Origin of the sequence: Clostridium sp. SY8519 (genome assembly GCF_000270305.1) — a bacterium.
In the GTDB taxonomy this organism is placed as follows: Bacteria; Bacillota; Clostridia; order Lachnospirales; family Lachnospiraceae; genus SY8519.
The window spans coordinates 992501-1012310 of sequence record NC_015737.1; the positions used below are offsets into that span (position 1 = coordinate 992501).

Here is a 19810-nt window from a genome sequence, read left to right on the forward strand (position 1 = left end):
GCAACCAGTTCATATCTTATCCTCGTCTTTCTGTTTTTCTGATACAGAAACGGGGACTGCTTTTCTGCAGCCCCCTGTCTGATCAGAATGTCTTTAATCGGACAATTTCTGTTTTTCCATCACGTATAAAAATATATTTTCTGAATCTTCCGGAAGACATAATCATATACAGCTCCGTATCTGTCTTTCCCCGGAACTTCTGATGGCCGTTTCGCTCATAAATCGCACATCTGGTATCATCCGTCAGATAGATCTCACCGCTGCCCATAAAGCCGGCCTTGGTGTAATTTCTGTCCAGTGAGAATTCCTTCTTGCGCACACCCTTGTAATTGTAGATTTCAGCTGAGCTTCCCTCACTGTCACTGTTTTGTGTATACAGAAGTCCGAAGCAGCTGTCACTGCAAAATACGCTCTTGATTTTCTTTCGGATTTTAATCTTTTTTCTGACAAACGGAGACCCTTTTCCGTTAAAAAGAATCACCTGATTGTCCCCAAAAGCAGCCAGCGTATCATCCTCGGTATAATAAAGCTCCGGAATAACCGTCCCGCTGTATGTATAGCCGGCCACAAGATTGTCAGTGCTTTTCGAACCGCCGGATCCGAAATTATAAAAATTCACAATGGTTCCGCCGGTCCCTTTGCTGATATTGAAAATGGACACCGCCAGCTGCTCGCCATCCGGAGACAGCGCGAGATCCAGCGGATACCCCCCGCTTTCAAAATGGATGGCGCCTTCCGCCAGTTTGGTTCCGCGGATGCTGTACAGCCCCAGATAGCTCACATTGCTCTCCTGCATCAGCACGGCCACATTTCCCTGATTGGATACATCAATCTTGTTAATGGACATATCGGTAGTGATTTTTGCCTGATAGCCCTTTTCATCCATGATGTAGATATTTTTTCCGCCACGTTCCGCGAAAGCGGCATACTGGCTCTTTACCGACGCAATCGGATCCTGCATTTCAAAAGACTGGGCCCAGATCGTATGGTTGTCCGCATCTGTCATGGACGCGCCGTCATTGCTGTATTTTATCACATATTTTCCAAAGGATACAAAATGCGTCGCCTCGGAATCCGTCCGGTCAATGGTTTCAATGACATTGTAATCCGTAAACGTCCGGAACCTGCGGTACAGCAGCAAAAGCACGCACAGCGCGGCAATCACGCCTGCAATCAGCAGGATACGGCGTGTCCGCTGTCTGCGGTGTTCACGGATTTTTTTTTCGATCTCATCCCAGTCAACCGGAACTGGACGCAGGCCGGTTTTTCCATTTTCGCTCATAGTGAATGTTTATCCCAGATATGCTTTTATCTGCTCATAGATGCCTTCTGCATCCAGTTTGTATTTATGCAGCAGCTCCACTGCCGGCCCGGATTCACCGAACTGATCATACACGCCGATTCGTTTCACCGGAGTCGGGCATGTTTCGCTGAGCGCTTCACATACCGCGCCTCCCAGGCCGCCGATCACGGAATGTTCTTCAATCGTAACCACTTTGCCTGTTTTCGCAGCGGAAGCCGCAAGCAGTTCGGTATCCAGCGGTTTGATGGTATGGATATTAATCACTTCCGCGTCAATTCCTTCTGCTGCCAGTTTCTCTGCTGCCTGAAGAGTCCCGTCCACACACAGTCCGGTAGCTGCCAGGGTCACGTCTTTTCCTTCTCTTAATACAATTCCCTTGCCGATTTCGAACTTATAATCCGGCCGGTCATTGATCACCGGTACCGCCAGACGGCCAAACCGCAGATAAGCCGGTCCTTCGTATTCATAAATCGCCTTTACTGCTGCCCGGGCTTCCACATCGTCTGCCGGATTGATCACTACCATGCCCGGAATCACGCGCATCAGTGCCAGATCCTCCAGACACTGGTGGGTCGCGCCGTCTTCACCCACAGAAATACCCGCATGTGTCGCGCAGATTTTTACATTCAGATGCGGATAGCCGATGGAATTGCGGATCTGTTCATAGGCACGGCCGCTGGCAAACATGGCGAATGAACTGATAAAAGGCACTTTACCTGCTGCCGCCAGACCTGCCGCAATGCCTGTCATATTGGCTTCCGCGATTCCCACATCAAAGAACCGGTCCGGAAACGCCTTCTGAAAAACAGCTGTTTTTGTAGATCCTGCCAGATCGGCATCCAGTACCACAATTTCTTCGTGTTCTTTTCCTAGTTCAGCTAAAGCATTGCCATAGCTTTCTCTTGTAGCGATTTTCTTTACTTCTGACATAATGCTTCACCTGCTTTCTCTAATTCCTGCATTGCAATCTTATATTCTTCATCGTTTGGCGCTTTGCCATGCCAGCCGGCCTGGTTTTCCATAAAGGACACACCTTTTCCCTTTACTGTCTTAGCGATAATTGCCGTGGGCTGACCCTTGGTCTCACGCGCTTCCCGGAATGCCGCGGCAATCTGATCCATATCATGTCCGTCAATCGTAATGGTATGGAAGCGGAATGCCTTGAATTTTTCATCAATCGGATAGGGAGAACTGGACCAGGAAATGTCCCCGTCAATCTGCAGATTGTTATTATCAACAATCAGCACCAGATTATCCAGCTCTTTGGTCCCTGCATACATAGCAGCCTCCCAGATCTGGCCTTCCTGAATCTCACCGTCGCCGGCCAGCGCGTATACACGATAATCCTTCCTGTCCAGACGGGCAGCAAGCGCCATGCCGACTGCGGCGGAAAATCCCTGTCCCAGAGAACCGCTGGACATATCCACGCCGGGGATATGCTTCATATCCGGGTGCCCCTGGAGATACGAACCGGTATGCCGAAGGGTAAGCAGGTCTTCTACCGGGAAAAATCCCCGGTTGGCCAGTGCTGCGTAATAGCCGGGAGCCACGTGTCCCTTGGAGAGGACGAAACGGTCTCTGTCCGGATCCTTCGGATTCTTCGGATCAATATGCAGTTCTTCAAAATAGAGATATGTAAAAATATCAGCTGCTGAGAGGGATCCGCCGGGATGCCCTGATTTTGCGCTGTGGACGCTTGATATGATTCCTTTTCGGATTTCAACCGCCATTTTTTCCAGTTCTAATTTTGTCATGATTTCTAAACCTTTCTTTATTTCTCCTGTCACCTGCTCCTGCGCCAGGATGCTGTGACGGAAAATTCTCTTACAGCTCCACTCTTCCATCTAATGCCCGCAGCAGCGTCACCTCGTCAATATACTCCAGATCTCCCCCTACCGGTACTCCGCTGGCTATTCTTGACACGCGGATCCCCGTGGGTTTGATCAGTTTGCTGATGTACATGGCTGTGGTTTCCCCTTCCAGGCTGGAATTCGTCGCGATGATCACTTCCTTCACATCGCCGGCCAGACGCTGCATCAGCTCCTTTAGGCGGATGTCTTCCGGACCGATTCCCAGCATGGGCGAAATCGCTCCGTGGAGCACATGGTAGACGCCTTCATACTGGCCTGTTTTCTCATAGGCTGCCAGGTCCCTGGTGTTTTCAACTACCATGATTGTGGAATGATCCCGCTTCGGGTTACTGCAGATCGGACACTCTTCCGCATCTGTCAGAGTGAAGCAGGTTTTGCAGTATCTGATGTTTTCCCTGGCGCTGCGAATCGTATCCGCCAGCACTTCCACGCGGTCTTTGGGCATATTCAGAATATGAAATGCCAGACGCTGGGCCGATTTGCTGCCGATCCCGGGCAGGCCGGACAGTTCCTCGATCAGCCGGCTGATCTGTTTGCTGTAATAATCCATCAGAATGGAAAGCCTCCGCCCAGTCCGCCGGTCAGTTTGGACATGGATGCCTGGGATTCTGCATCCACCTGACGCAGCGCCTCATTGACAGCGGCTGCGATCAGATCTTCCAGCATCTCGATATCTTCCGGATCTACGGCCTCTTCGGCCAGTTTAATTCTGGTGACTTCTTTCTTGCCGGTTACAGTGACTTCCACTGCTCCGCCGCCTGCAGATGCTGTGAATTCCTTTTCTTCCAGTTCTTTGGAAGCTGCTTCCATCTGGCGCTGCATCTTTTGTGCCTGTTTCATCAGGTTGTTCATGTTTCCCGGCATTCCGCCCGGATATCCGCCTCTTTTGGCCATAACAGGTCCTCCTTATTCATCCTCTTCTTCTACATCCATGTGAATGACCTTGGTCAGATCCACATAATTATCTTCAAATGCCCGACCGGACTGATTCTCTTTAATAAGAAGTTCTACTTCTTTTCCTATGCTCCGGCTGATTGCTTCAGAGACTGCTTTCCGATTAGAGTCTCCTGATACATAAGTATATGCCATATCGTCATCGAATACCAGCATTAATTTATTGTCTCCTGCCAGGCTCAGATGTGCCTGGTTCAGATAGCTGCGCATCAGGCCGCCTTCAAAGGACGGCACGATTCTGTGCCAGTTCTTCACTACCTGCTGAATTTCCTCTGGTACGGCATTCGGGCGAATCGCCGGGACCTCTGTTTTCACTTCCGCGGCAGACCGAGCCGGTATCCCGCCCGCAGGCTGCGCGGAGGCCGGCATAACCGGGATGCCCTGCTCCATTTTGCGCTCCAGTCTGGCGATCCGGTCAAGAAGCGCATCCTGCGTCTGCTCCATCTCCGGACGGCACAGTTTCATAATGGCAATTTCCAGCATGACCCGCTTCTGCGCCGCGTACCGCATATCCGCCGAAAGTTCAGAAAACACGCGGATGTACCGCATGATCACTTCCGGTTCGGTCTGTTCTGCCGTTTCCCGTAAAAGCGCCAGGTTTTCAGCGGAAACATCCAGGACCTCCTCCATTTGATCCGATGCCCGTACCAGCAACAGGCTGCGCAAATACCAGATAAAATCCGTCACAAACTGTCCCAGTTCCCTGCCCTGCAGAATCAGTTCTTCCACGACGGCAACCGCGCCGGTTACGTCATCTTCCATGATACGCAGAAACAGTTTGCGGAATACTTCCGTATCCACCGCGCCAAGCACATCCAGGACATTCTCATAGGTAAGGGTCTGTCCGATATAAAAGGAAATACACTGATCCAGGAGGCTCAGCGCATCCCGCATGGAGCCGTCCGCTGCTTTTGCGATATAACGGATGGCCCGCTCTTCCACCTGTGTCCCCTCTTCCGCCATCAGTTCCGTCAGACGGTCAGCAATGGTATCCACCGAGATTCTGTGGAAATCATAACGCTGGCAGCGGGACAGAATCGTAATCGGAATTTTGTGGGCTTCTGTGGTCGCAAGGATAAATATTACATAAGAGGGCGGTTCTTCCAGCGTCTTCAGCAGCGCGTTAAACGCGCCGATGGACAGCATATGCACTTCGTCAATAATATAGACCCTGTACTTGCCGCCGGTAGGCGCATACGTCACCTCTTCCTTGATCTGACGGATGTTTTCCACGCCATTATTGGATGCCGCGTCGATTTCCATCACGTTCATGGAAGTTCCGTCCGCAATCGCCCTGCAGGTCGGACATTCACCGCAGGGACTGCCGTTTTGAGGATTTTCGCAGTTTACTGCTTTCGCGAAAATCTTTGCTACAGTCGTTTTTCCCGTGCCGCGGGTGCCGCAGAACAGATAGGCGTGACCGATTCTCCCGGCGCGAATCTGATTCTTTAATGTAGTTGTAATATGCTCCTGTCCTTTCACATCCTCAAATGTGTCGGGCCGATATTTGCGGTACAAAGCCATATAAGACATGGGACAGACTCTCCTTCCTCTGTTTCCCTGTAGTATACCATACTTTTTTCCGGCTCGCCAAAATCCATTCCCCCCTCTGCTGCTGCTTTGCAAAATACAGAAAGCGCCGTTCCCAGCCGGCCTGCCGTCTTTGTCCGTCAGAATCTGAAACCAGTATCTGAAACGGATCCGCAAAGACGCGGCTCTGCCAGCTGCAGAAGGCGCTTCTGAAATTTAATTGTTTATCTTCTGTTCCAAACCGTCAGGGATCAGCGGACATCCTGGTCAATCGGCTCTACTTTCAAAATCGCCATAAACAGGATGGCCACAGCGGCCAGCACCAGCATAAACTGATATGCGTGCAGGTAGCCTGCTGCCGTACCGTTTCCGATGACACCGACTACTGTAATTCCGACACCGGTCATAATCGCGTTCAGCGGCTGAATGACACGGAATGCCGCCCGGAAATCATAACGTCCCCAGATTGCTTCGGTACAGGACACCATAAGGTTGGAAGATCCGCCCAGCATAACGCCGAGAATCGGCAGGGAAATATAGTGCAGCGGTGCAGACGGGGTCAGATTGAATAAAATTGCCAGAAACGCAAGGATATTTACAATCAGACCTGCTTTTTTCGTTCCCAGTTTGACATCCAGGAATCCCACAAACATGGATCCCGGGATGGCCACAATACCTGCAATCGCAAGCATTCCAAGGATCTGCGGCATCTGATAGCCGTTCACCAGCATGAATTTTCCCACAAAGTTGGACATAATGCCCATGGAAAGAAATCCGCCGATGCCGACTGCCACCCACAGGATCCACATACGGCCTGTGGTCAGACATTTTTTAATGGTCCATTTGGATGTCTTCAGATATTCCAGATTGGCCTGATGCTCTTTAGCTGCTTCTTCAAAATCAAAATCTCTGTTGTTATCCGGATATGCTCCCTTTTCCTCCGGGAAATCCTTTGCAAAAAACAGGATAATAAAGCCCACCGCAAATGAAATCACCGCAATAAAAATATAGTATGCCTGCACACCGTGAAATTTAGTGACAAACGCGCTGCAGACAGCAGTGGTTGTGGCTGCGGACAGCGGATAGCCTGCTGTGGCAATACCTACTGCAACACCCCTCTTTTTCGGGAACCAGTTGGCGATTACCTGATACCCCAGAAGCATGGCGCTGACCAGCGTCAGGGTATAACATACCAGATAGCCTACCGCGTAGATTGCCACACTGTTTGTAAATGACCATACAACCGCAAATACGCCGGTCAGAATCATGCTGAGCGCCCACATTTTTGACGCGGTACTCATCGTCATCAGTTTGCCAAACAGAATAGACCCGAGAATTCCGCAGACGGTAGCTACCGTTGACATCGCATACAGCGCAGATGTGGGCAGCCCCATCTTGCCAAAGACACTGATGGTGACATTCAGCGAATCCGACGTCAGCGCGGAATAGACATAGCAGGATACGAAGCCCAGAATGACAATGACCAGGCCTTTCCACCCCAGGTTAAACGCACCTGTGTTTTGTTTTTTCTCCATGAAACCTTACCTCCGTGAACAAATACCAATTGCCTCATCATATAAGATATATTTCCCTTGATATATCCTGTATGATTTTGTCAACGAATTCATTATAACATTTTTATAAACATTTTATAAATACGAAAAATGTATCTCGGCAATCCACTATTTGCATCACTCTTTGTTCTCCTGATTTCATTCATAGAAAAAGCAGCCCCGGCTGCCGGAAAATCCGACAGCCGGGGCTGCTCTCTTCAGATACGGAGACGGAGGGATTCGAACCCTCGTGCCCGAAAGGGGCAAACGCATTTCGAGTGCGCCTCGTTATGACCACTTCGATACGTCTCCAGATGATAAACTGCAGCTGATCACTGTATTTCTATCAGACTGCAGTCTATTATATCTTTTTTTATTCAAAATTGTCAACTTGTTCCGGACATCTTTCTCTGGTCTTTGCCGCTTGATCTGTCCGTCTCCCTGCCGACGGTTTCGTAAAACAGCGGCTGTTTTACGGGATCAGGCCCCGGTCTCCTTTGCCTGTGCCAGTTTTACTGCCTTGGCAAGCTGATCCGGACAGGATGTGGGTCTGCCGCCGCAGGAAATTCCTTCCAGAGTTTCTGAAATTTCTTCCGGTGTCTTTCCATCCACCAGACGGCCGATTCCCTGCAGGTTGCCGTTGCACCCTCCAAGGAAGGTTACATTGCTGACGGTTCCATTCTCCAGATCAAATTCAATCATCTGGGAGCAGGTTCCGCTTGTACGATATCTGTAATGCATACTGTTTGTCACCTCGTTCTTCTTTATCTTCTGATGCGCAGCTGTCAGATTCCTAACATAACGCCCCGGTTTTCCCGGTAGTCCGGATACTGTTTCAGTGCTTCACGGAAGACTTCTTCCATATTTTTTTCCAGTTTCACGCCGTAATGGACGCATACTTCCTGCAGTGCCCGCAGCACTTCACACATATTCTCCTCTTTGGCATTAAAACCCATATGACCGATCCGCAGCACCTTTCCGGCCAGATATCCCATGGAACCGGCAATCATAATATTGTGCTTCTCCCGCATACGGGTCAGAATATCCTCCGCGGACACCCCCTCCGGCACATCGATCACAGTCACTGTATTGGAATATCCACCCTCCAGATGCAGATGCAGACCTGCGTCAGTTACTGCCTTGCGGAAACATTCCCCGATGATCCGATGACGGTCATAGACACTCTGATCTGCCGCGATCTCACGAATTGCCACGCGAAATCCATAAATATCACTGATCGGCATCGTGTAGGGAAACCATTTTTCTTCATAATAATGGTCAAATGTCGTCAGATTCGCATAAAAGGAAGCAATCGGTGTCTTTCTGGTGTGCATTGCCTCTCTGGCATCTTCGCTGACGGTAACAAACGTCAGTCCAGGAGGCGCGGATACCGCTTTCTGAGATCCGCCGCACAAGAGATCAATCTGGCAGGCATCCACATCAATCGGCTCGCCGAAGGTGGAGGAAACCGCGTCCACCATGGTCAGAATCCCATATTTCTTCAGCAGCGGGCAGATCACAGAAATATCGTTCAGGACACCGCTTGGTGTATCGCAGTGTACGACTGTGGCAAATTTAAACCCGTGGTCTTTTTTCAGAAATTCTTCCAGCGCCTGCGGATCCACCGGATTTTTGCGGTCCACGGAATACATCACCGGTTCTCCGCGGTAAATCTTTACAAAATCCCGATTGCCCTCTCCATATAATCCGTTATCAATAATCAGCACCCGGTCCCCGGGTTCTGTCAGGGACGCAATTCCCGCTTCCAGACCAAGGATTCCCTCTCCGCCAAGAATCAGTGTTTCATTTCCGGTATGAAGCATCCGGCTGATCATTTCGCACAGATTTCTGTACTCTTCCACAAATTCCTCATCCAGATCCGGATTGGTAAAGCGGCACGCCCGCGCCTGCATTACGTTTTCAGATACTTCTGTAGGTCCCGGTGTCATGATTCGGTACATAATAACCTCCTTGCTGAAATCCTGTAAAAACCCCTTGTATTCTGTTCAGTGACTGCTTTTCTCAGTCGTCCGTACGGATCAGTCCGGTGACTGCTGCCGCTTTTCTCAGGCGGCCGACAATCGCCAGTGTAATGACTGCCGCAATCCCGATCTGAACCAGATTACCCGGAATCGATGTAACCGGCGCGATCCAGTTTCCGTAAATAATGCCTTCCGCAATATAATAACCCACGATTTTTATTCCGCACGCCGCGAGAATCGCCACTGCATACCAGACAAACTTCTGATGCTCCTGTTTTTCTGTAATCTTTCCTACCACAAATCCCATCAGGCCTACAATTACAAAGGTAAAAGGTGCCCACAGCGACCATCCGCCCATCAGGTCAAATAATCCCATACCCACTGCACCGGCGATCGCCCCTGTTTTTTTACCGAAAATAATGGCTCCGATAAACAGCGGAATATTCCCCAGATGAACCAGTCCGCCATTGGCCGCAATCGGCAGACGGATGTTCACAAATGCGGTAAACACAAAGGTCAGCGCAACAAAAATTGCGGTGATTGCAATAAATTTCGCATTGCTTCCGCTCTGTGCCGCCGCTGAAACCGCAAGCTCTTTTTCATGATTCGTTCTCATCTGATCTTCCTCCTCACTTACGGAAAGCTGCATAAATCCGGCAGTTCCCCTTCTTCTATTACACAGTAACCTACTATGCAAACCTGTTTTTGTCAATATACTGTACGGTTTTCTCCTGCCCGAATTCCTTCCTTTCAGGCAGAAATCCCGCTATATATTGAAAAAAGAGGCCGCAGCAGCGAATCATAATCCGCTGCTGCGACCTCTTTTCCTGCATCCGGAATCTCCATGTATCTGCCTGTCCCTGCAGTACAAAACACCGGACGTTATTCTCAGTGGGCTTAAGTGGACTCGAACCACCGACCTCACGCTTATCAGGCGTGCGCTCTAACCGGCTGAGCTATAAGCCCATACGAGCATCCTGCTTTGAATTCCAACATACGGACGTTACTTCTACAGTTAGCTCACTCCAGGCACCCTTGCGGCACCCGGGAGGTTCCGCTTAAGGCTGCTTCATTCCTGACCTGACCTGGTTCACAGATTCCCGTCGCGCAAGACCCGAAGATCAACGCCACTTATACAAGGCAGCTCCGCGGCTGCAAACCCGAGGCAGGACATCACCCCTACTATAGCGGATTGAAGGTACAGGGAGCCGCTAATTCCCCGGCTGCTCGGATTTATAATTATACGCTTCATCTTCTGCTCTGTCAATATTATTTATGTTTTTTGCCAGGATATTTTTTATCCTAGCTCCTGGCTCTGTATTTCTTTCTGTTTCCGTTCCTGCAAACGGATTTCTTTGTTTTTTCTTCTCAGATCCCGGAAAAAATCACGAAGGATTTCCGCACACATTTCCTTACACAATCCGTATTCCACGTCTACCTGATGATTGAAGGCTTTCATCTGCAGAAGATTCAGCACAGACCCTGCACAGCCCGCCTTAGGATTCATGGTTCCGATTACCACCTTGCTGATCCTGGACTGTACCAGCGCGCCGGAGCACATCTGACAGGGTTCCAGTGTTACATACATAGTACACCCTTCCAGACGCCAGTCTCCCATTTTTTTACAGGCTTTCCGGATGGCGGCCAGTTCCGCGTGGGCCAGCGTGCTTCTGTCCGTATTGCGCCGGTTATAGCCCCGGCCGATAATCCGGTCTTCATACACAATCACACAGCCGATGGGTACTTCACCCAGATCCTTTGCTTTTTTTGCCTGCCGGATAGCTTCCTTCATATATTTAATATCTTTCCTGCTGAAGGCGGGAACCTGCGATTCTTCTTCCTTTTTTTCTTCCCTTGTTTCTTTCTTTGCCTCTTCTTCCCCTGTATCCTTCTTTCTCAGCTCCTCCCTGACTGGTTCCTCCTGTGTCTTATGCTCTTCCATGCACATATTCTGTTTTACCCTTTCCTTCGGCACATTCATTTTCTACTTATAAATATGTACCATATTTTCCGGAAAAATTCGAGAGTAAATCCTCTCTTTCCCATACAGACCGCCCGTCTTTCCATTTTTTTACTAAAAATAATAATAATTCTTATTTTTAGTATTGACTAACCGTTTCCTACGTGCTATTATGCACTTACAGAGATACATGATAGTTTTTATCAACAATCTAGGAGGTGAGCGCGAGATATGCGAAACCGCAGCAAACGCAGTAAGCAGCGTGACAGTATTCAAGCCTTTCTCGCATCTCGACACGATCATCCCACTGCAGAAACTGTATACCTGAACATCCGGGAACAGATCCCGAATATCAGCCTGGCAACCGTATACCGTAATCTGTCACTGTTGTCGGAGCAGGGCGAGATCCGAAAGATCAGCATTGGTCAGGGACCGGATCGTTTTGACGGGAATACAGAGCCGCACAGTCATTTTATCTGTCGGGAATGCGGAACCATCATTGATCTGGCAGCCGAACCGGCTCTGCCGGTCACAGATATGGATGGTCATCCATTCGATGGTAAGATTGATGAACATGTTACCTGCTATTATGGACTCTGCCCAACCTGTCTGAAAAAAACTCTTCCGACAGGCAATATCCTCTAATCATTTTTTATTTAGCAACCAATCATTTTTTATATCAAAAGAAAGGAAGTAAAAGTTATGGCAAAATTTGTATGTTCTGTATGTGGTTATGTGTATGAAGGCGATTCTCTTCCGGCAGATTTCACCTGCCCGGTATGTAAAGCACCGGCTTCCAAATTCACCGAGCAGAAAGGTGAGATGGAATGGGCTGCCGAGCATGTAGTAGGTGTTGCTCAGGGTGCCAGCGAAGATATCATGGCTGACCTTCGCGCAAACTTTGAAGGTGAATGCTCTGAAGTAGGTATGTACCTTGCTATGGCACGTGTGGCACATCGTGAAGGTTATCCGGAAATCGGCCTTTACTATGAAAAAGCTGCTTATGAAGAAGCAGAGCACGCATCCAAATTCGCAGAACTGCTTGGCGAAGTAATCACAGACAGCACCAAGAAAAATCTTGAGATGCGGATCGACGCTGAAAACGGCGCTACAGCAGGCAAAACAGATCTGGCTAAGAGAGCAAAAGCTGCAAACCTTGACGCAATCCATGACACAGTTCATGAAATGGCAAGAGATGAAGCTCGTCATGGTAAAGCTTTCCTGGGTCTGTACAACAGATATTTCAAATAAATCTTCTCTGCTTTCTACAGCAGAAGCAAAAAAGAACTGCCGCCACGGCAGTTCTTTTTTTGCTTCTATCTCCTGCATAAGGTTTTCAAAAGTTCTCATTTCCGCCCTGCTTGTTTCTTTGCAGCCGATGCCCTGTATCTTTCCGAAAATGTTTTCTATTCCTGTACAATTCGCGCTCTGCTCTTTCCGCAGACATCTTTTGTCACTACAATCTGATTGCGGATTCTTTCCTTTAATTCGCTGACATGGGAAATGATTCCAATCTGCCGGCCGCTCTGACTCAGATCATCAAAGGCCCGCATGGCCTGATTCAGTGTATCCTCGTCCAGGGAGCCGAAGCCCTCGTCTACAAACATAGTATCCAGCTGGATGCCGCCTGCGGTGCTCTGAATCTCATCCGCCAGTCCCAGTGCCAGCGACAGGGACGCCATAAAGGACTCCCCGCCGGACAGCGTGCGGACACTGCGTTCGCTGCCGTTGTGGTGATCCAGGACATTGAGTTCCAGCCCGCTCTGACTGCGCTGGTTGCTGGCTTCCCGCCTGCGTTTCAATTCATACTGCCCGCTGCTCATCTGCATAAAACGGGTATTGGCCCGGCCAATCACCCGATCAAAATAATGGGTCTGGATATAAGTCTCCAGCATCATCTTGTCTTTTCCGCTGAGGGTCCCGTTCAGTGTGGCATTCAGGTTCATCATCCAGGACTGCTGTTCCTCCAGCTGTGTCAGCTCCTTTTCCCGCATTTTCAGATCTTTGCAAACGGTTTCATTCTCACTGAGCCGCAGGGATATGGTCTTTTGTCTGTCCCGCAGCTGATTCCATTCTTTTTCCAGGTCTGACCGTCTGGTATCCAGTTCCTTCCGATCTGCCGGTGTACTGCCTTCCAGTGCCTTTCGCAGGGCCTCCGTCTTTCCGCTGCGGACATCCACGGCTCTGGCGCACTCCTGATAACAGGCTTCCGCCTGCTGTCTGGTCTCTGTCATCTGCTTCAGCTGTGCCTTCTGCCGGATGATCTGATCCCGCGCCTCCTGCAGCGAACGGAAGGGCAGTTTGCGGCGGCACTCTTCCAGCCGCGCCCGGCAGTTTTCGTATTCTGCCTGGTCTCTGACCTGTTTCTGTCTCCACTGCTCCAGCCGGGACTGGGTCTGCTTCAGAGAATCCTCTGATTCCGGTATTTTCTGCTCCAGGGCATCCAGTTCTTTCTTCTGCTGCCGGTACATTTGAATTCGTTTCTGATATTCCGCTTTTTGAGTTTTATTTTGATCAAATACTGCGCGGAATCTTACGGTAAATTCTTCCGGCCAGGTCTGCTGCTCCTCTGCCTTGCGGAAAATCTGTATCCACGTTTCCTCCGTCAGTTCCGGAAACAGGCGGGCGGCATTGCCGGCCAGTTCCCGGACATGGGCTCCCGTACGGGCCGTCATCTCACCCAGCCTGCGGCTGCAGGCTCCGGCCCGCTCCTGCTGCTGTGCCGTCTGCTCCCGGGCCTGACTGACCATTTCTTCTGTCGGTGCTTCCCGGGTCAGTTCCGCGGCGGAAGGATGTACCGTAGATCCGCAGACGGGACATGGTTCCCCGTCTGTCAATGTCTGTGCCAGAAGCCCTGCCTGGGCATTCAGAAACTGCTGGTTCAGTCTTCCTTCTCTGTCATGCATCCGGCGGTAGGCTTCCAGCTCTTTCTGATACTCCTCCCGCGCAGTATGGATCTCCTTCCATTCCCGGTCAATCCCGCGGCACTGTTCCGATATTCTGCGGATCAGTTTTTCTCTGTCCTGAAACTGCTCCAGTCCGTGCATTTCCCGGAGCAGCTGCTGGGGCACTTCCTTTAAGCTGCTGCGGGTTTCCAGCATCTGCCGGTATGCCTTTTCCTGCTTTTCCTGCCTTGCCTCTTCTGCGGCAATGCCCGCCTGATCCTTCTTCCGATTCTCTTCTGCCTTCTGTCCGGCAGACTGAATCCGCGTCAGTTCCTCATACTCCGGAAGCCGTTTTTCTTCTTCGGCAATTTGGATCCGCAGCTGCTCCCGTTCCGGATCTTTTTCGGTTTCTTTCTGAAGCACTGCCTTTGCTGAAAACAGTTTCTGCTGTTCTTCCAGGAGAATCTTTTCTTCCCTGCGGAGCTCTTCCCGATTCCTGTGATCGGTTTCCGCTTTGGAATATTCCTTCTGCAGCTCATTCCGCCGACGATCCAGGTCTCGGTATGCCTGTTCCAGACGGTCGGCTTCCTTCTGATCCCTGTGAATCATTTCCTCCAGCAGCTGTTCCCGTTCTTTCCTCTGATGCAGTCCCAGTGCCTGCAGCTGCTCCTCTTCTTTCTCCGTATCCGGATGAATCCTGGCTATGGTCTGTGCCAGCACCGCCTCAGCCCGTTCGTAGGCATTCTTCAATGCCGCCGTGTCACCGTGCAGCTTCTGCTGCAGCTGACGGTAGGGCTCGGTATGAAAAATCTGACGGAAAATACGGCTGCGTTCTTCGGTTTTCGCAAGCAGAAGCTTTAAAAAATCCCCCTGGGCAATCATGGCAATCTGTGTAAACTGCACCCGGTCCAGACCGATCAGATCTGTAATCACCCGGGTCACTTCCTGGGTCTTTGTCACCGGCGGCCGTCCGTCGGAAAATTCCAGTACGGCGCCTGCTGCCTGTCTGGTTGTCCCCTGTCCCCTGGTCTTTGGACGCTCATATTCCGGATTTCTTCGAACGGTATATTTTTTTCCGTGATAGGAAAAAAGCAATTCCACATAAGTCGCCGTATGGGCATCGGCATATTTGCTGCGGAACATTCTGGCATCATCCCGGCTGCTGCCGCTGGCTTCCCCGTACAGCGCGTAGGTAATGGCGTCAAAAATCGTGGTTTTTCCGGCTCCCGTATCCCCGGTAATCAAATAAAGTCCGCAGCCCTCCAGTCTGTCAAAGGGGATTTCCTGCTTATCCGCATAAGGTCCGAACCCGGACATTGTAAGTTTGATCGGTTTCATCTGTGTTCCGTCCTCTCCCGGCTGTCCCAGATTTCTTCGATCCGCGCAGCCAGATACTTCCGCTGTGCTTCCTGCATCGGCTGATTGTTCTGCTGTTCATAGAAATCTTCCAGAAGTTCCATCGGACTCCTGTGTTCCGATTCTGTCAGGTCTCTGATTTCGCGGTTTTCTCTAGTCCGCCGGTTGTCATAATCCAGTTTCATAATATTCGGATAGATGGTACGCAGCCGGTTCATCGCATCCATGATATCGTTTTCATCTGTCAGGGTGATGTGCAGATAATCCTCCACTGCCGTACCTTCATAGGCAGACCGGGCAGTCAGCTCTTCATAAGTGCCCCGGATCTCCCGCAGATCCCTGCGGGGCGTCAGTGGAATCTGCTCCACGGCCACTTCTCCTTTTTTCTTCAGATCCACAAGGGTCACGCTTTTTACATGGGATGCTTCCGAAAAAGAATACTTCAGGGGCGTCCCGCAGTAACGCACCGTCTCCCGCCCGATTTTCTGCGGTCTGTGAATGTGTCCCAGCGCCACATAATCAAATGCGTCAAAAAGCGCAGCGTCCACATTCTCCTGCCCCCCTGCGTACAGTTCCTCCGATTCACTGCATACAGCTCCTGTGACAAACTGATGGGCAAGCAGCACATTTCTCACCGAAGGATCCACCGGAATCTGTTCCATCACCCAGGCCAGGGCATCCGGATACGTGCGGATTTCTTCTTCCTCCCCCTCTTCCTCTGTTCCTTCTGTCTCCTGTCCGAGGACATGCCGTACCGATGCCGGCTTGATAAATGGAAGCAGATAGAAATGAATCTCTCCATATGCGTCTGTCTGCACAATCGGCTGGGGAATTTTTTCAAAGATACCGGAAATATATATTTTCTCCGATGCCAGCAGTCTGGATCCGAAGTCCAGCCGCTGGGGAGAATCATGGTTGCCGCTGATGATAAAAACCGGAAGATTCCGCCGGGACAGTTCTGTCAGAAATTCGTCCAGGAGCGTCACCGCCTCTGCCGGAGGCACCGACTTATCATAAATATCCCCGCTGATCATCACACCTTCCGCATGCCGGGAATCGGTTATCTTCAGTATTTCCTTCAGAATATACCGCTGATCTTCCAGCATGGAAAATTCGTTGACTTTTTTTCCAATGTGCAGATCTGACAGATGTATCAGTCTCATACGCCATCTCCATTCTGTTCCGTTTCTGCCGGCGGCATCAGCGTCCGCCAGCCGGGATGTTCCGCAATCAGTGCCAGTTTTTTCATGCGGCTCAGCTTCTTGATCACCGCCTCCCGGTGCATGGCTTCCTCCCGGGTGTCATACACTTCCAGATAGACCAGTTCCACCGGCTGATGGCTGCGGGTATATTTCGCCCCTCTGCCGCTTTGATGATCGGTCAGGCGTTTTCGTATATGATTCGTCCATCCCGTATACAGGCTGCCGTCTCCGCAGCGAAGCATATAGGTATAATTATTTTCTGACATATTCACAGATTTCCTAACTGATTGCTCAGCTGGGCAAATTCCTGCAGAGTCAGCGCTTCTCCCCGAATGGTCAACGGTTTGCCGATGTTTCGAATCGCTGTCTCTGCCTGTTCTTTGGTAAAATGCAGTTCCGGCGCGTTTTTCAGACCATTTGCCAGTGTTTTACGGCGCTGGTTGAAGGACGCACGGATGACCGCGAACAACAGTTTTTCATCTGAGACTTCTACCGGAGGCTTCCGATGACGGGTCAGACGAATCACTGCGGATCCCACTTTCGGCTGCGGCATAAAACAGGAGGGAGGCACCTCCGCCACAATCTCCGGTTCCGCATAATACTGCACCGCAAGGGACAGGGCGCCGTAATCTTTGGAACCCGGTCCTGTCTGCATCCGGTCCGCCACTTCCTTCTGCACCATAATGGTGATGCTCTCCATGGGAACCCGGCTTTCAAATAATTCCATGATAATCGGCGTAGTAATATAGTATGGAAGATTTGCCACCACTTTGATGGGGTTTCCGTTATTTTTCTCCTCTACCAGACGATTCAGATCCAATTTCAGAATATCGCCGTGGATAATCTCCGCATTCGGAAACTCCTCCAGTGTATTCTCAAGAATCGGTATCAGCTTATCGTCTATTTCCACTGCGGTCACAGCCCGGGCCGCCTGGGCCAGATACTGGGTCATGGTCCCGATCCCGGGGCCGATTTCCAGTACATAGTCCGTTTTGGTGATGCCGGCCGCTTCCACGATCTCTTCGAGAATATTGGAATCAATCAGAAAATTCTGGCCGAACTTCTTCTGAAATGTAAAACCATACCGTTCAATCACCGCTCGGGTACGGGTCGGATTGCCCAGATATGGTATTCCTTTTTTTTCTGTCATAATATTTCTCCTGTTAGTTCCTGCAGATACGATTCTGTCAGTTCTTTGCTTTCAGGAATACCCGGCGGGCATTCGCTTCCGTCTGCCGGATCACCTCTTCTTTGGAAATTCCCTTCAGCTGCGCGACCGTATCTGCCACAAAATCAAGATAAATGGAATGATTGCGTTCGCCGCGATGGGGAGACGGGGCCAGATATGGACAGTCTGTCTCCAGAAGCAGGTATTCCATGGGCGTCCGGGCCACGGTGTTTTTCAGTTTTTTCGCGTTTTTAAAGGTGACCACTCCGCCTGTGCCGATACAGAATCCCATTTTGACATATTCTTCCGCTATTTCCGGAGAGTAGGAAAAACAGTGAATGCTTCCGGTCAGTCCCTGTCCGTATGTCTTCATAATCTCCAGGGTATCCTGTGCCGCGTCCCTGCTGTGTATGCTGACGGGAAGATCCAGCTCGCCGGCCAGTTCCAGCTGGCGGATGAACCATTTCTTCTGTGTCTCGTGGGACTCGATGTTCCAATGATAATCCAGTCCGATCTCCCCGATGGCCACAATCCGGTCGTCGGTGCCGGCCGTCTCTCTGAGCCAGGCAAAAATCTCTTCGTTCAGTTCACCCGTATGATCCGGATGAACGCCCACCGCACCGTAAATCATCGGCCACCGGTGGGCCAGTTCTACCGTGTCCCTGCAGTCCTGTACACTGGCTCCTACATTGAGTATCGTCCCTACATTATGGTCTTTCATGGAAGCCAGGAGCTCCTCCCGGTCACTGTCAAACTGTCTGTCATTATAATGCGCATGGGTATCAAATATCATCGGTTCCTCACTCTCTTCCCTCGGATTCTGTCATTCATTATTGCAAAAATAACCACGGTCTGCAACTTTCTTTCCGCTGTCTCCGCAGAGATTTTTTCTTTCTTTTCGTATACAGTATAGAAAATTTTAGTTGTCGCAATGAAACAACCGGTTGTTGTACTTCCTTGTTTTTCTGTGTTATATTCATTGTATCGAAATAAATACATAAACAAATTTCAAGTAATCAGGAGGAGTTCCTATGAGCTTTAAAAACGTTGTTGTGGCAGGCGGCGGAGTACTTGGCAGTCAGATTGCCTATCAATCCGCCTTCCGTGGATTTCATGTAACCATCTGGCTGAGAAGCGAAGCATCCATCGGACGGGCCAAACCAAAAATCGACCGTCTTCACTCCATCTATCTGGATACCCTGGATGCATGCAGCAAAAACCCTGCACTGACTCCCCGCGGATTCTGCGAAGATCCATCCAAGCTGACACCGGAACAATTCGACAAAATGAAAGAAGCTGCGGAAGCTGCCTACAATAATATGATCTATGAAACGGATCTGGCAGCTGCAGTAGCAGACGCGGATCTGGTCATCGAAGCCATGGCAGAAAATCCGGCAGACAAAATCGCCTTCTATCAGAATCTGGCGCCGGTACTGGAAGAAAAAACCATACTTGCAACCAATTCTTCCACCCTGCTTCCCAGCACCTTTGCAGAATATACCGGAAGACCGGAGAAATACCTGGCGCTCCACTTTGCCAACGAAATCTGGAAAAACAACACAGCGGAAATTATGGGGCACCCGGGAACCTCACCGGAAGCTTATCAGGCAGTGGTATCCTTTGCCGCCGAAATCGGCATGGTTCCGCTGCAGCTGAAAAAAGAACAGCCCGGCTACATTCTGAATTCCATGCTGGTTCCGTTCCTGAATTCCGCCCAGGCACTTTATGCTACCGGTGTTGCGGATCCGGAAACCATTGACAAAACCTGGATGCTGGCCACCGGCGCTCCGGCAGGTCCGTTCCGGATTCTGGATATCGTAGGCCTGACCACCGCTTACAACATTGTCATGAACCGGCCGGAAGCCACCTCAGATCCGGATTCGATTCCATACAAAATCGCACACAAATTAAAAGAATACATTGATGCGGGCAAAACCGGCGTCAATGCAGGGGAAGGCTTTTATCGCTATAAATAAAACGCCCGCTCTTCTGTATCCAGTATCTGGATGCATGATTATTATTTTTCAGAAAGAACCGGCTCACTGG

General features: G+C 50.3%; 20 protein-coding genes, 2 tRNA genes and 1 other RNA gene (1 of these 23 only partly in view). 3 read left to right on the forward strand and 20 right to left on the reverse strand.

Annotated features, from left to right (window positions below):
- The 15 genes from CXIVA_RS13335 to tadA form a co-directional block, all read right to left on the reverse strand.
- A protein-coding gene (locus CXIVA_RS13335; protein ID WP_013976864.1) for a CvpA family protein crosses the window boundary here: on the reverse strand, positions 1-13 show its 5' end (the start). It extends 1103 nt beyond the left edge of the window; only the first 13 of its 1116 coding nucleotides appear in the window; it begins with the start codon at positions 11-13; its stop codon lies off the left edge, out of view.
- A 69-nt stretch (positions 14-82) separates the two neighbouring features.
- Entirely contained in the window at positions 83-1282 is a 1200-nt protein-coding gene (locus CXIVA_RS04680) for a DUF5711 family protein (protein WP_013976865.1), read from the reverse strand.
- 9 nt (positions 1283-1291) lie between these two features.
- Entirely contained in the window at positions 1292-2233 is a 942-nt protein-coding gene (locus tag CXIVA_RS04685; protein WP_013976866.1) for a transketolase family protein, read from the reverse strand.
- The gene (locus CXIVA_RS04690) at positions 2221-3060 is read right to left on the reverse strand and encodes a transketolase (protein WP_347475641.1); all 840 of its coding nucleotides are present in this window, start codon (positions 3058-3060) and stop codon (positions 2221-2223) included. The genes CXIVA_RS04685 and CXIVA_RS04690 overlap by 13 nt, the downstream gene beginning before the upstream one ends.
- Positions 3061-3127: 67 nt before the next feature.
- Complete coding sequence (recR, locus tag CXIVA_RS04695) at positions 3128-3724, reverse strand: recombination mediator RecR (RefSeq protein WP_013976868.1); 597 nt, start codon at positions 3722-3724, stop codon at positions 3128-3130.
- Positions 3724-4068, reverse strand: a complete 345-nt coding sequence (locus CXIVA_RS04700; RefSeq protein ID WP_013976869.1) for a YbaB/EbfC family nucleoid-associated protein — start codon at positions 4066-4068, stop codon at positions 3724-3726. Before CXIVA_RS04700 ends, recR begins: the two co-directional genes overlap by 1 nt.
- 12 nt (positions 4069-4080) lie before the next feature.
- The gene (gene dnaX / locus CXIVA_RS04705) at positions 4081-5661 is read right to left on the reverse strand and encodes a DNA polymerase III subunit gamma/tau (RefSeq protein ID WP_013976870.1); all 1581 of its coding nucleotides are present in this window, start codon (positions 5659-5661) and stop codon (positions 4081-4083) included.
- Positions 5662-5909: 248 nt separating this feature from the next.
- Positions 5910-7193 carry an MFS transporter gene (locus CXIVA_RS04710; RefSeq protein ID WP_013976871.1) on the reverse strand — a complete coding sequence of 428 codons (1284 nt, stop codon included), beginning with the start codon at positions 7191-7193 and terminating at the stop codon, positions 5910-5912.
- A gap of 243 nt (positions 7194-7436) precedes the next feature.
- A tRNA-Ser gene (locus tag CXIVA_RS04715) sits at positions 7437-7523 on the reverse strand.
- A gap of 168 nt (positions 7524-7691) precedes the next feature.
- Positions 7692-7952, reverse strand: a complete 261-nt coding sequence (locus CXIVA_RS04720) for a TIGR03905 family TSCPD domain-containing protein (RefSeq protein ID WP_041727623.1) — start codon at positions 7950-7952, stop codon at positions 7692-7694.
- Positions 7953-7996: 44 nt separating this feature from the next.
- Entirely contained in the window at positions 7997-9172 is a 1176-nt protein-coding gene (locus CXIVA_RS04725; RefSeq protein ID WP_013976873.1) for an alanine--glyoxylate aminotransferase family protein, read from the reverse strand.
- Positions 9173-9233: 61 nt separating this feature from the next.
- A complete protein-coding gene (locus CXIVA_RS04730; protein ID WP_013976874.1) occupies positions 9234-9809 on the reverse strand; it encodes an ECF transporter S component in 576 nt (191 codons plus the stop codon).
- A gap of 276 nt (positions 9810-10085) precedes the next feature.
- Positions 10086-10159, reverse strand: a tRNA-Ile gene (locus tag CXIVA_RS04740).
- A gap of 2 nt (positions 10160-10161) precedes the next feature.
- An RNA gene (gene ffs / locus CXIVA_RS13645) (signal recognition particle sRNA large type) lies at positions 10162-10424 on the reverse strand.
- A gap of 66 nt (positions 10425-10490) precedes the next feature.
- Positions 10491-10994: a tRNA adenosine(34) deaminase TadA gene (gene tadA / locus CXIVA_RS04745; protein ID WP_347475642.1), complete on the reverse strand. Its 504-nt coding sequence runs from the start codon at positions 10992-10994 to the stop codon at positions 10491-10493.
- 390 nt (positions 10995-11384) lie between these two features.
- On the opposite strand from tadA, the gene CXIVA_RS04750 reads away from it, so the two are divergent.
- Together CXIVA_RS04750 and CXIVA_RS04755 are read left to right on the forward strand one after the other, a co-directional pair.
- On the forward strand, positions 11385-11798 hold the full coding sequence (locus tag CXIVA_RS04750) for a transcriptional repressor (protein ID WP_013976876.1): 414 nt from the start codon (positions 11385-11387) through the stop codon (positions 11796-11798).
- A gap of 57 nt (positions 11799-11855) precedes the next feature.
- A complete protein-coding gene (locus CXIVA_RS04755; protein ID WP_013976877.1) occupies positions 11856-12404 on the forward strand; it encodes a ferritin family protein in 549 nt (182 codons plus the stop codon).
- Between the two features lie 155 nt (positions 12405-12559).
- Here CXIVA_RS04755 and CXIVA_RS04760 read toward each other — a convergent pair whose 3' ends face one another.
- Genes CXIVA_RS04760 through CXIVA_RS04780 form a run of 5 tightly spaced genes read right to left on the reverse strand, consistent with a single transcriptional unit; the run spans position 12560 to position 18557 of the window.
- Positions 12560-15376, reverse strand: coding sequence for an SMC family ATPase (locus CXIVA_RS04760; protein WP_013976878.1), 2817 nt, complete (start codon positions 15374-15376; stop codon positions 12560-12562).
- Positions 15373-16557 (reverse strand): exonuclease SbcCD subunit D, encoded by a 1185-nt coding sequence (locus CXIVA_RS04765; RefSeq protein ID WP_013976879.1) that lies wholly within the window; start codon positions 16555-16557, stop codon positions 15373-15375. The genes CXIVA_RS04760 and CXIVA_RS04765 overlap by 4 nt, the downstream gene beginning before the upstream one ends.
- Positions 16554-16862 (reverse strand): GIY-YIG nuclease family protein, encoded by a 309-nt coding sequence (locus CXIVA_RS04770; RefSeq protein ID WP_013976880.1) that lies wholly within the window; start codon positions 16860-16862, stop codon positions 16554-16556. Before CXIVA_RS04770 ends, CXIVA_RS04765 begins: the two co-directional genes overlap by 4 nt.
- A gap of 2 nt (positions 16863-16864) precedes the next feature.
- A complete protein-coding gene (gene rsmA / locus CXIVA_RS04775; RefSeq protein WP_013976881.1) occupies positions 16865-17746 on the reverse strand; it encodes a 16S rRNA (adenine(1518)-N(6)/adenine(1519)-N(6))-dimethyltransferase RsmA in 882 nt (293 codons plus the stop codon).
- Between the two features lie 37 nt (positions 17747-17783).
- Positions 17784-18557, reverse strand: a complete 774-nt coding sequence (locus tag CXIVA_RS04780) for a TatD family hydrolase (RefSeq protein WP_013976882.1) — start codon at positions 18555-18557, stop codon at positions 17784-17786.
- A 238-nt stretch (positions 18558-18795) separates the two neighbouring features.
- Here CXIVA_RS04780 and CXIVA_RS04790 point away from each other — a divergent pair, with 238 nt between their 5' ends.
- Positions 18796-19740 (forward strand): 3-hydroxyacyl-CoA dehydrogenase, encoded by a 945-nt coding sequence (locus CXIVA_RS04790; protein ID WP_013976884.1) that lies wholly within the window; start codon positions 18796-18798, stop codon positions 19738-19740.
- Positions 19741-19810: the final 70 nt, after the last annotated feature.

Coding starts and splice junctions, on each gene's coding strand:
- CXIVA_RS04730 (WP_013976874.1), bottom strand. CDS start 9,809: ATGAGAACGAATCATGAAAAAGAGCTTGCGGTTTCAGCGGCGGCACAG.
- CXIVA_RS04780 (WP_013976882.1), bottom strand. CDS start 18,557: ATGATATTTGATACCCATGCGCATTATAATGACAGACAGTTTGACAGT.
- CXIVA_RS04725 (WP_013976873.1), bottom strand. CDS start 9,172: ATGTACCGAATCATGACACCGGGACCTACAGAAGTATCTGAAAACGTA.
- recR (WP_013976868.1), bottom strand. CDS start 3,724: ATGGATTATTACAGCAAACAGATCAGCCGGCTGATCGAGGAACTGTCC.
- CXIVA_RS04710 (WP_013976871.1), bottom strand. CDS start 7,193: ATGGAGAAAAAACAAAACACAGGTGCGTTTAACCTGGGGTGGAAAGGC.
- CXIVA_RS04680 (WP_013976865.1), bottom strand. CDS start 1,282: ATGAGCGAAAATGGAAAAACCGGCCTGCGTCCAGTTCCGGTTGACTGG.
- CXIVA_RS04700 (WP_013976869.1), bottom strand. CDS start 4,068: ATGGCCAAAAGAGGCGGATATCCGGGCGGAATGCCGGGAAACATGAAC.
- CXIVA_RS04765 (WP_013976879.1), bottom strand. CDS start 16,557: ATGAGACTGATACATCTGTCAGATCTGCACATTGGAAAAAAAGTCAAC.
- CXIVA_RS04720 (WP_041727623.1), bottom strand. CDS start 7,952: ATGCATTACAGATATCGTACAAGCGGAACCTGCTCCCAGATGATTGAA.
- dnaX (WP_013976870.1), bottom strand. CDS start 5,661: ATGTCTTATATGGCTTTGTACCGCAAATATCGGCCCGACACATTTGAG.
- CXIVA_RS04790 (WP_013976884.1), top strand. CDS start 18,796: ATGAGCTTTAAAAACGTTGTTGTGGCAGGCGGCGGAGTACTTGGCAGT.
- CXIVA_RS04770 (WP_013976880.1), bottom strand. CDS start 16,862: ATGTCAGAAAATAATTATACCTATATGCTTCGCTGCGGAGACGGCAGC.
- CXIVA_RS04685 (WP_013976866.1), bottom strand. CDS start 2,233: ATGTCAGAAGTAAAGAAAATCGCTACAAGAGAAAGCTATGGCAATGCT.
- CXIVA_RS04755 (WP_013976877.1), top strand. CDS start 11,856: ATGGCAAAATTTGTATGTTCTGTATGTGGTTATGTGTATGAAGGCGAT.
- CXIVA_RS04750 (WP_013976876.1), top strand. CDS start 11,385: ATGCGAAACCGCAGCAAACGCAGTAAGCAGCGTGACAGTATTCAAGCC.
- CXIVA_RS04760 (WP_013976878.1), bottom strand. CDS start 15,376: ATGAAACCGATCAAACTTACAATGTCCGGGTTCGGACCTTATGCGGAT.
- rsmA (WP_013976881.1), bottom strand. CDS start 17,746: ATGACAGAAAAAAAAGGAATACCATATCTGGGCAATCCGACCCGTACC.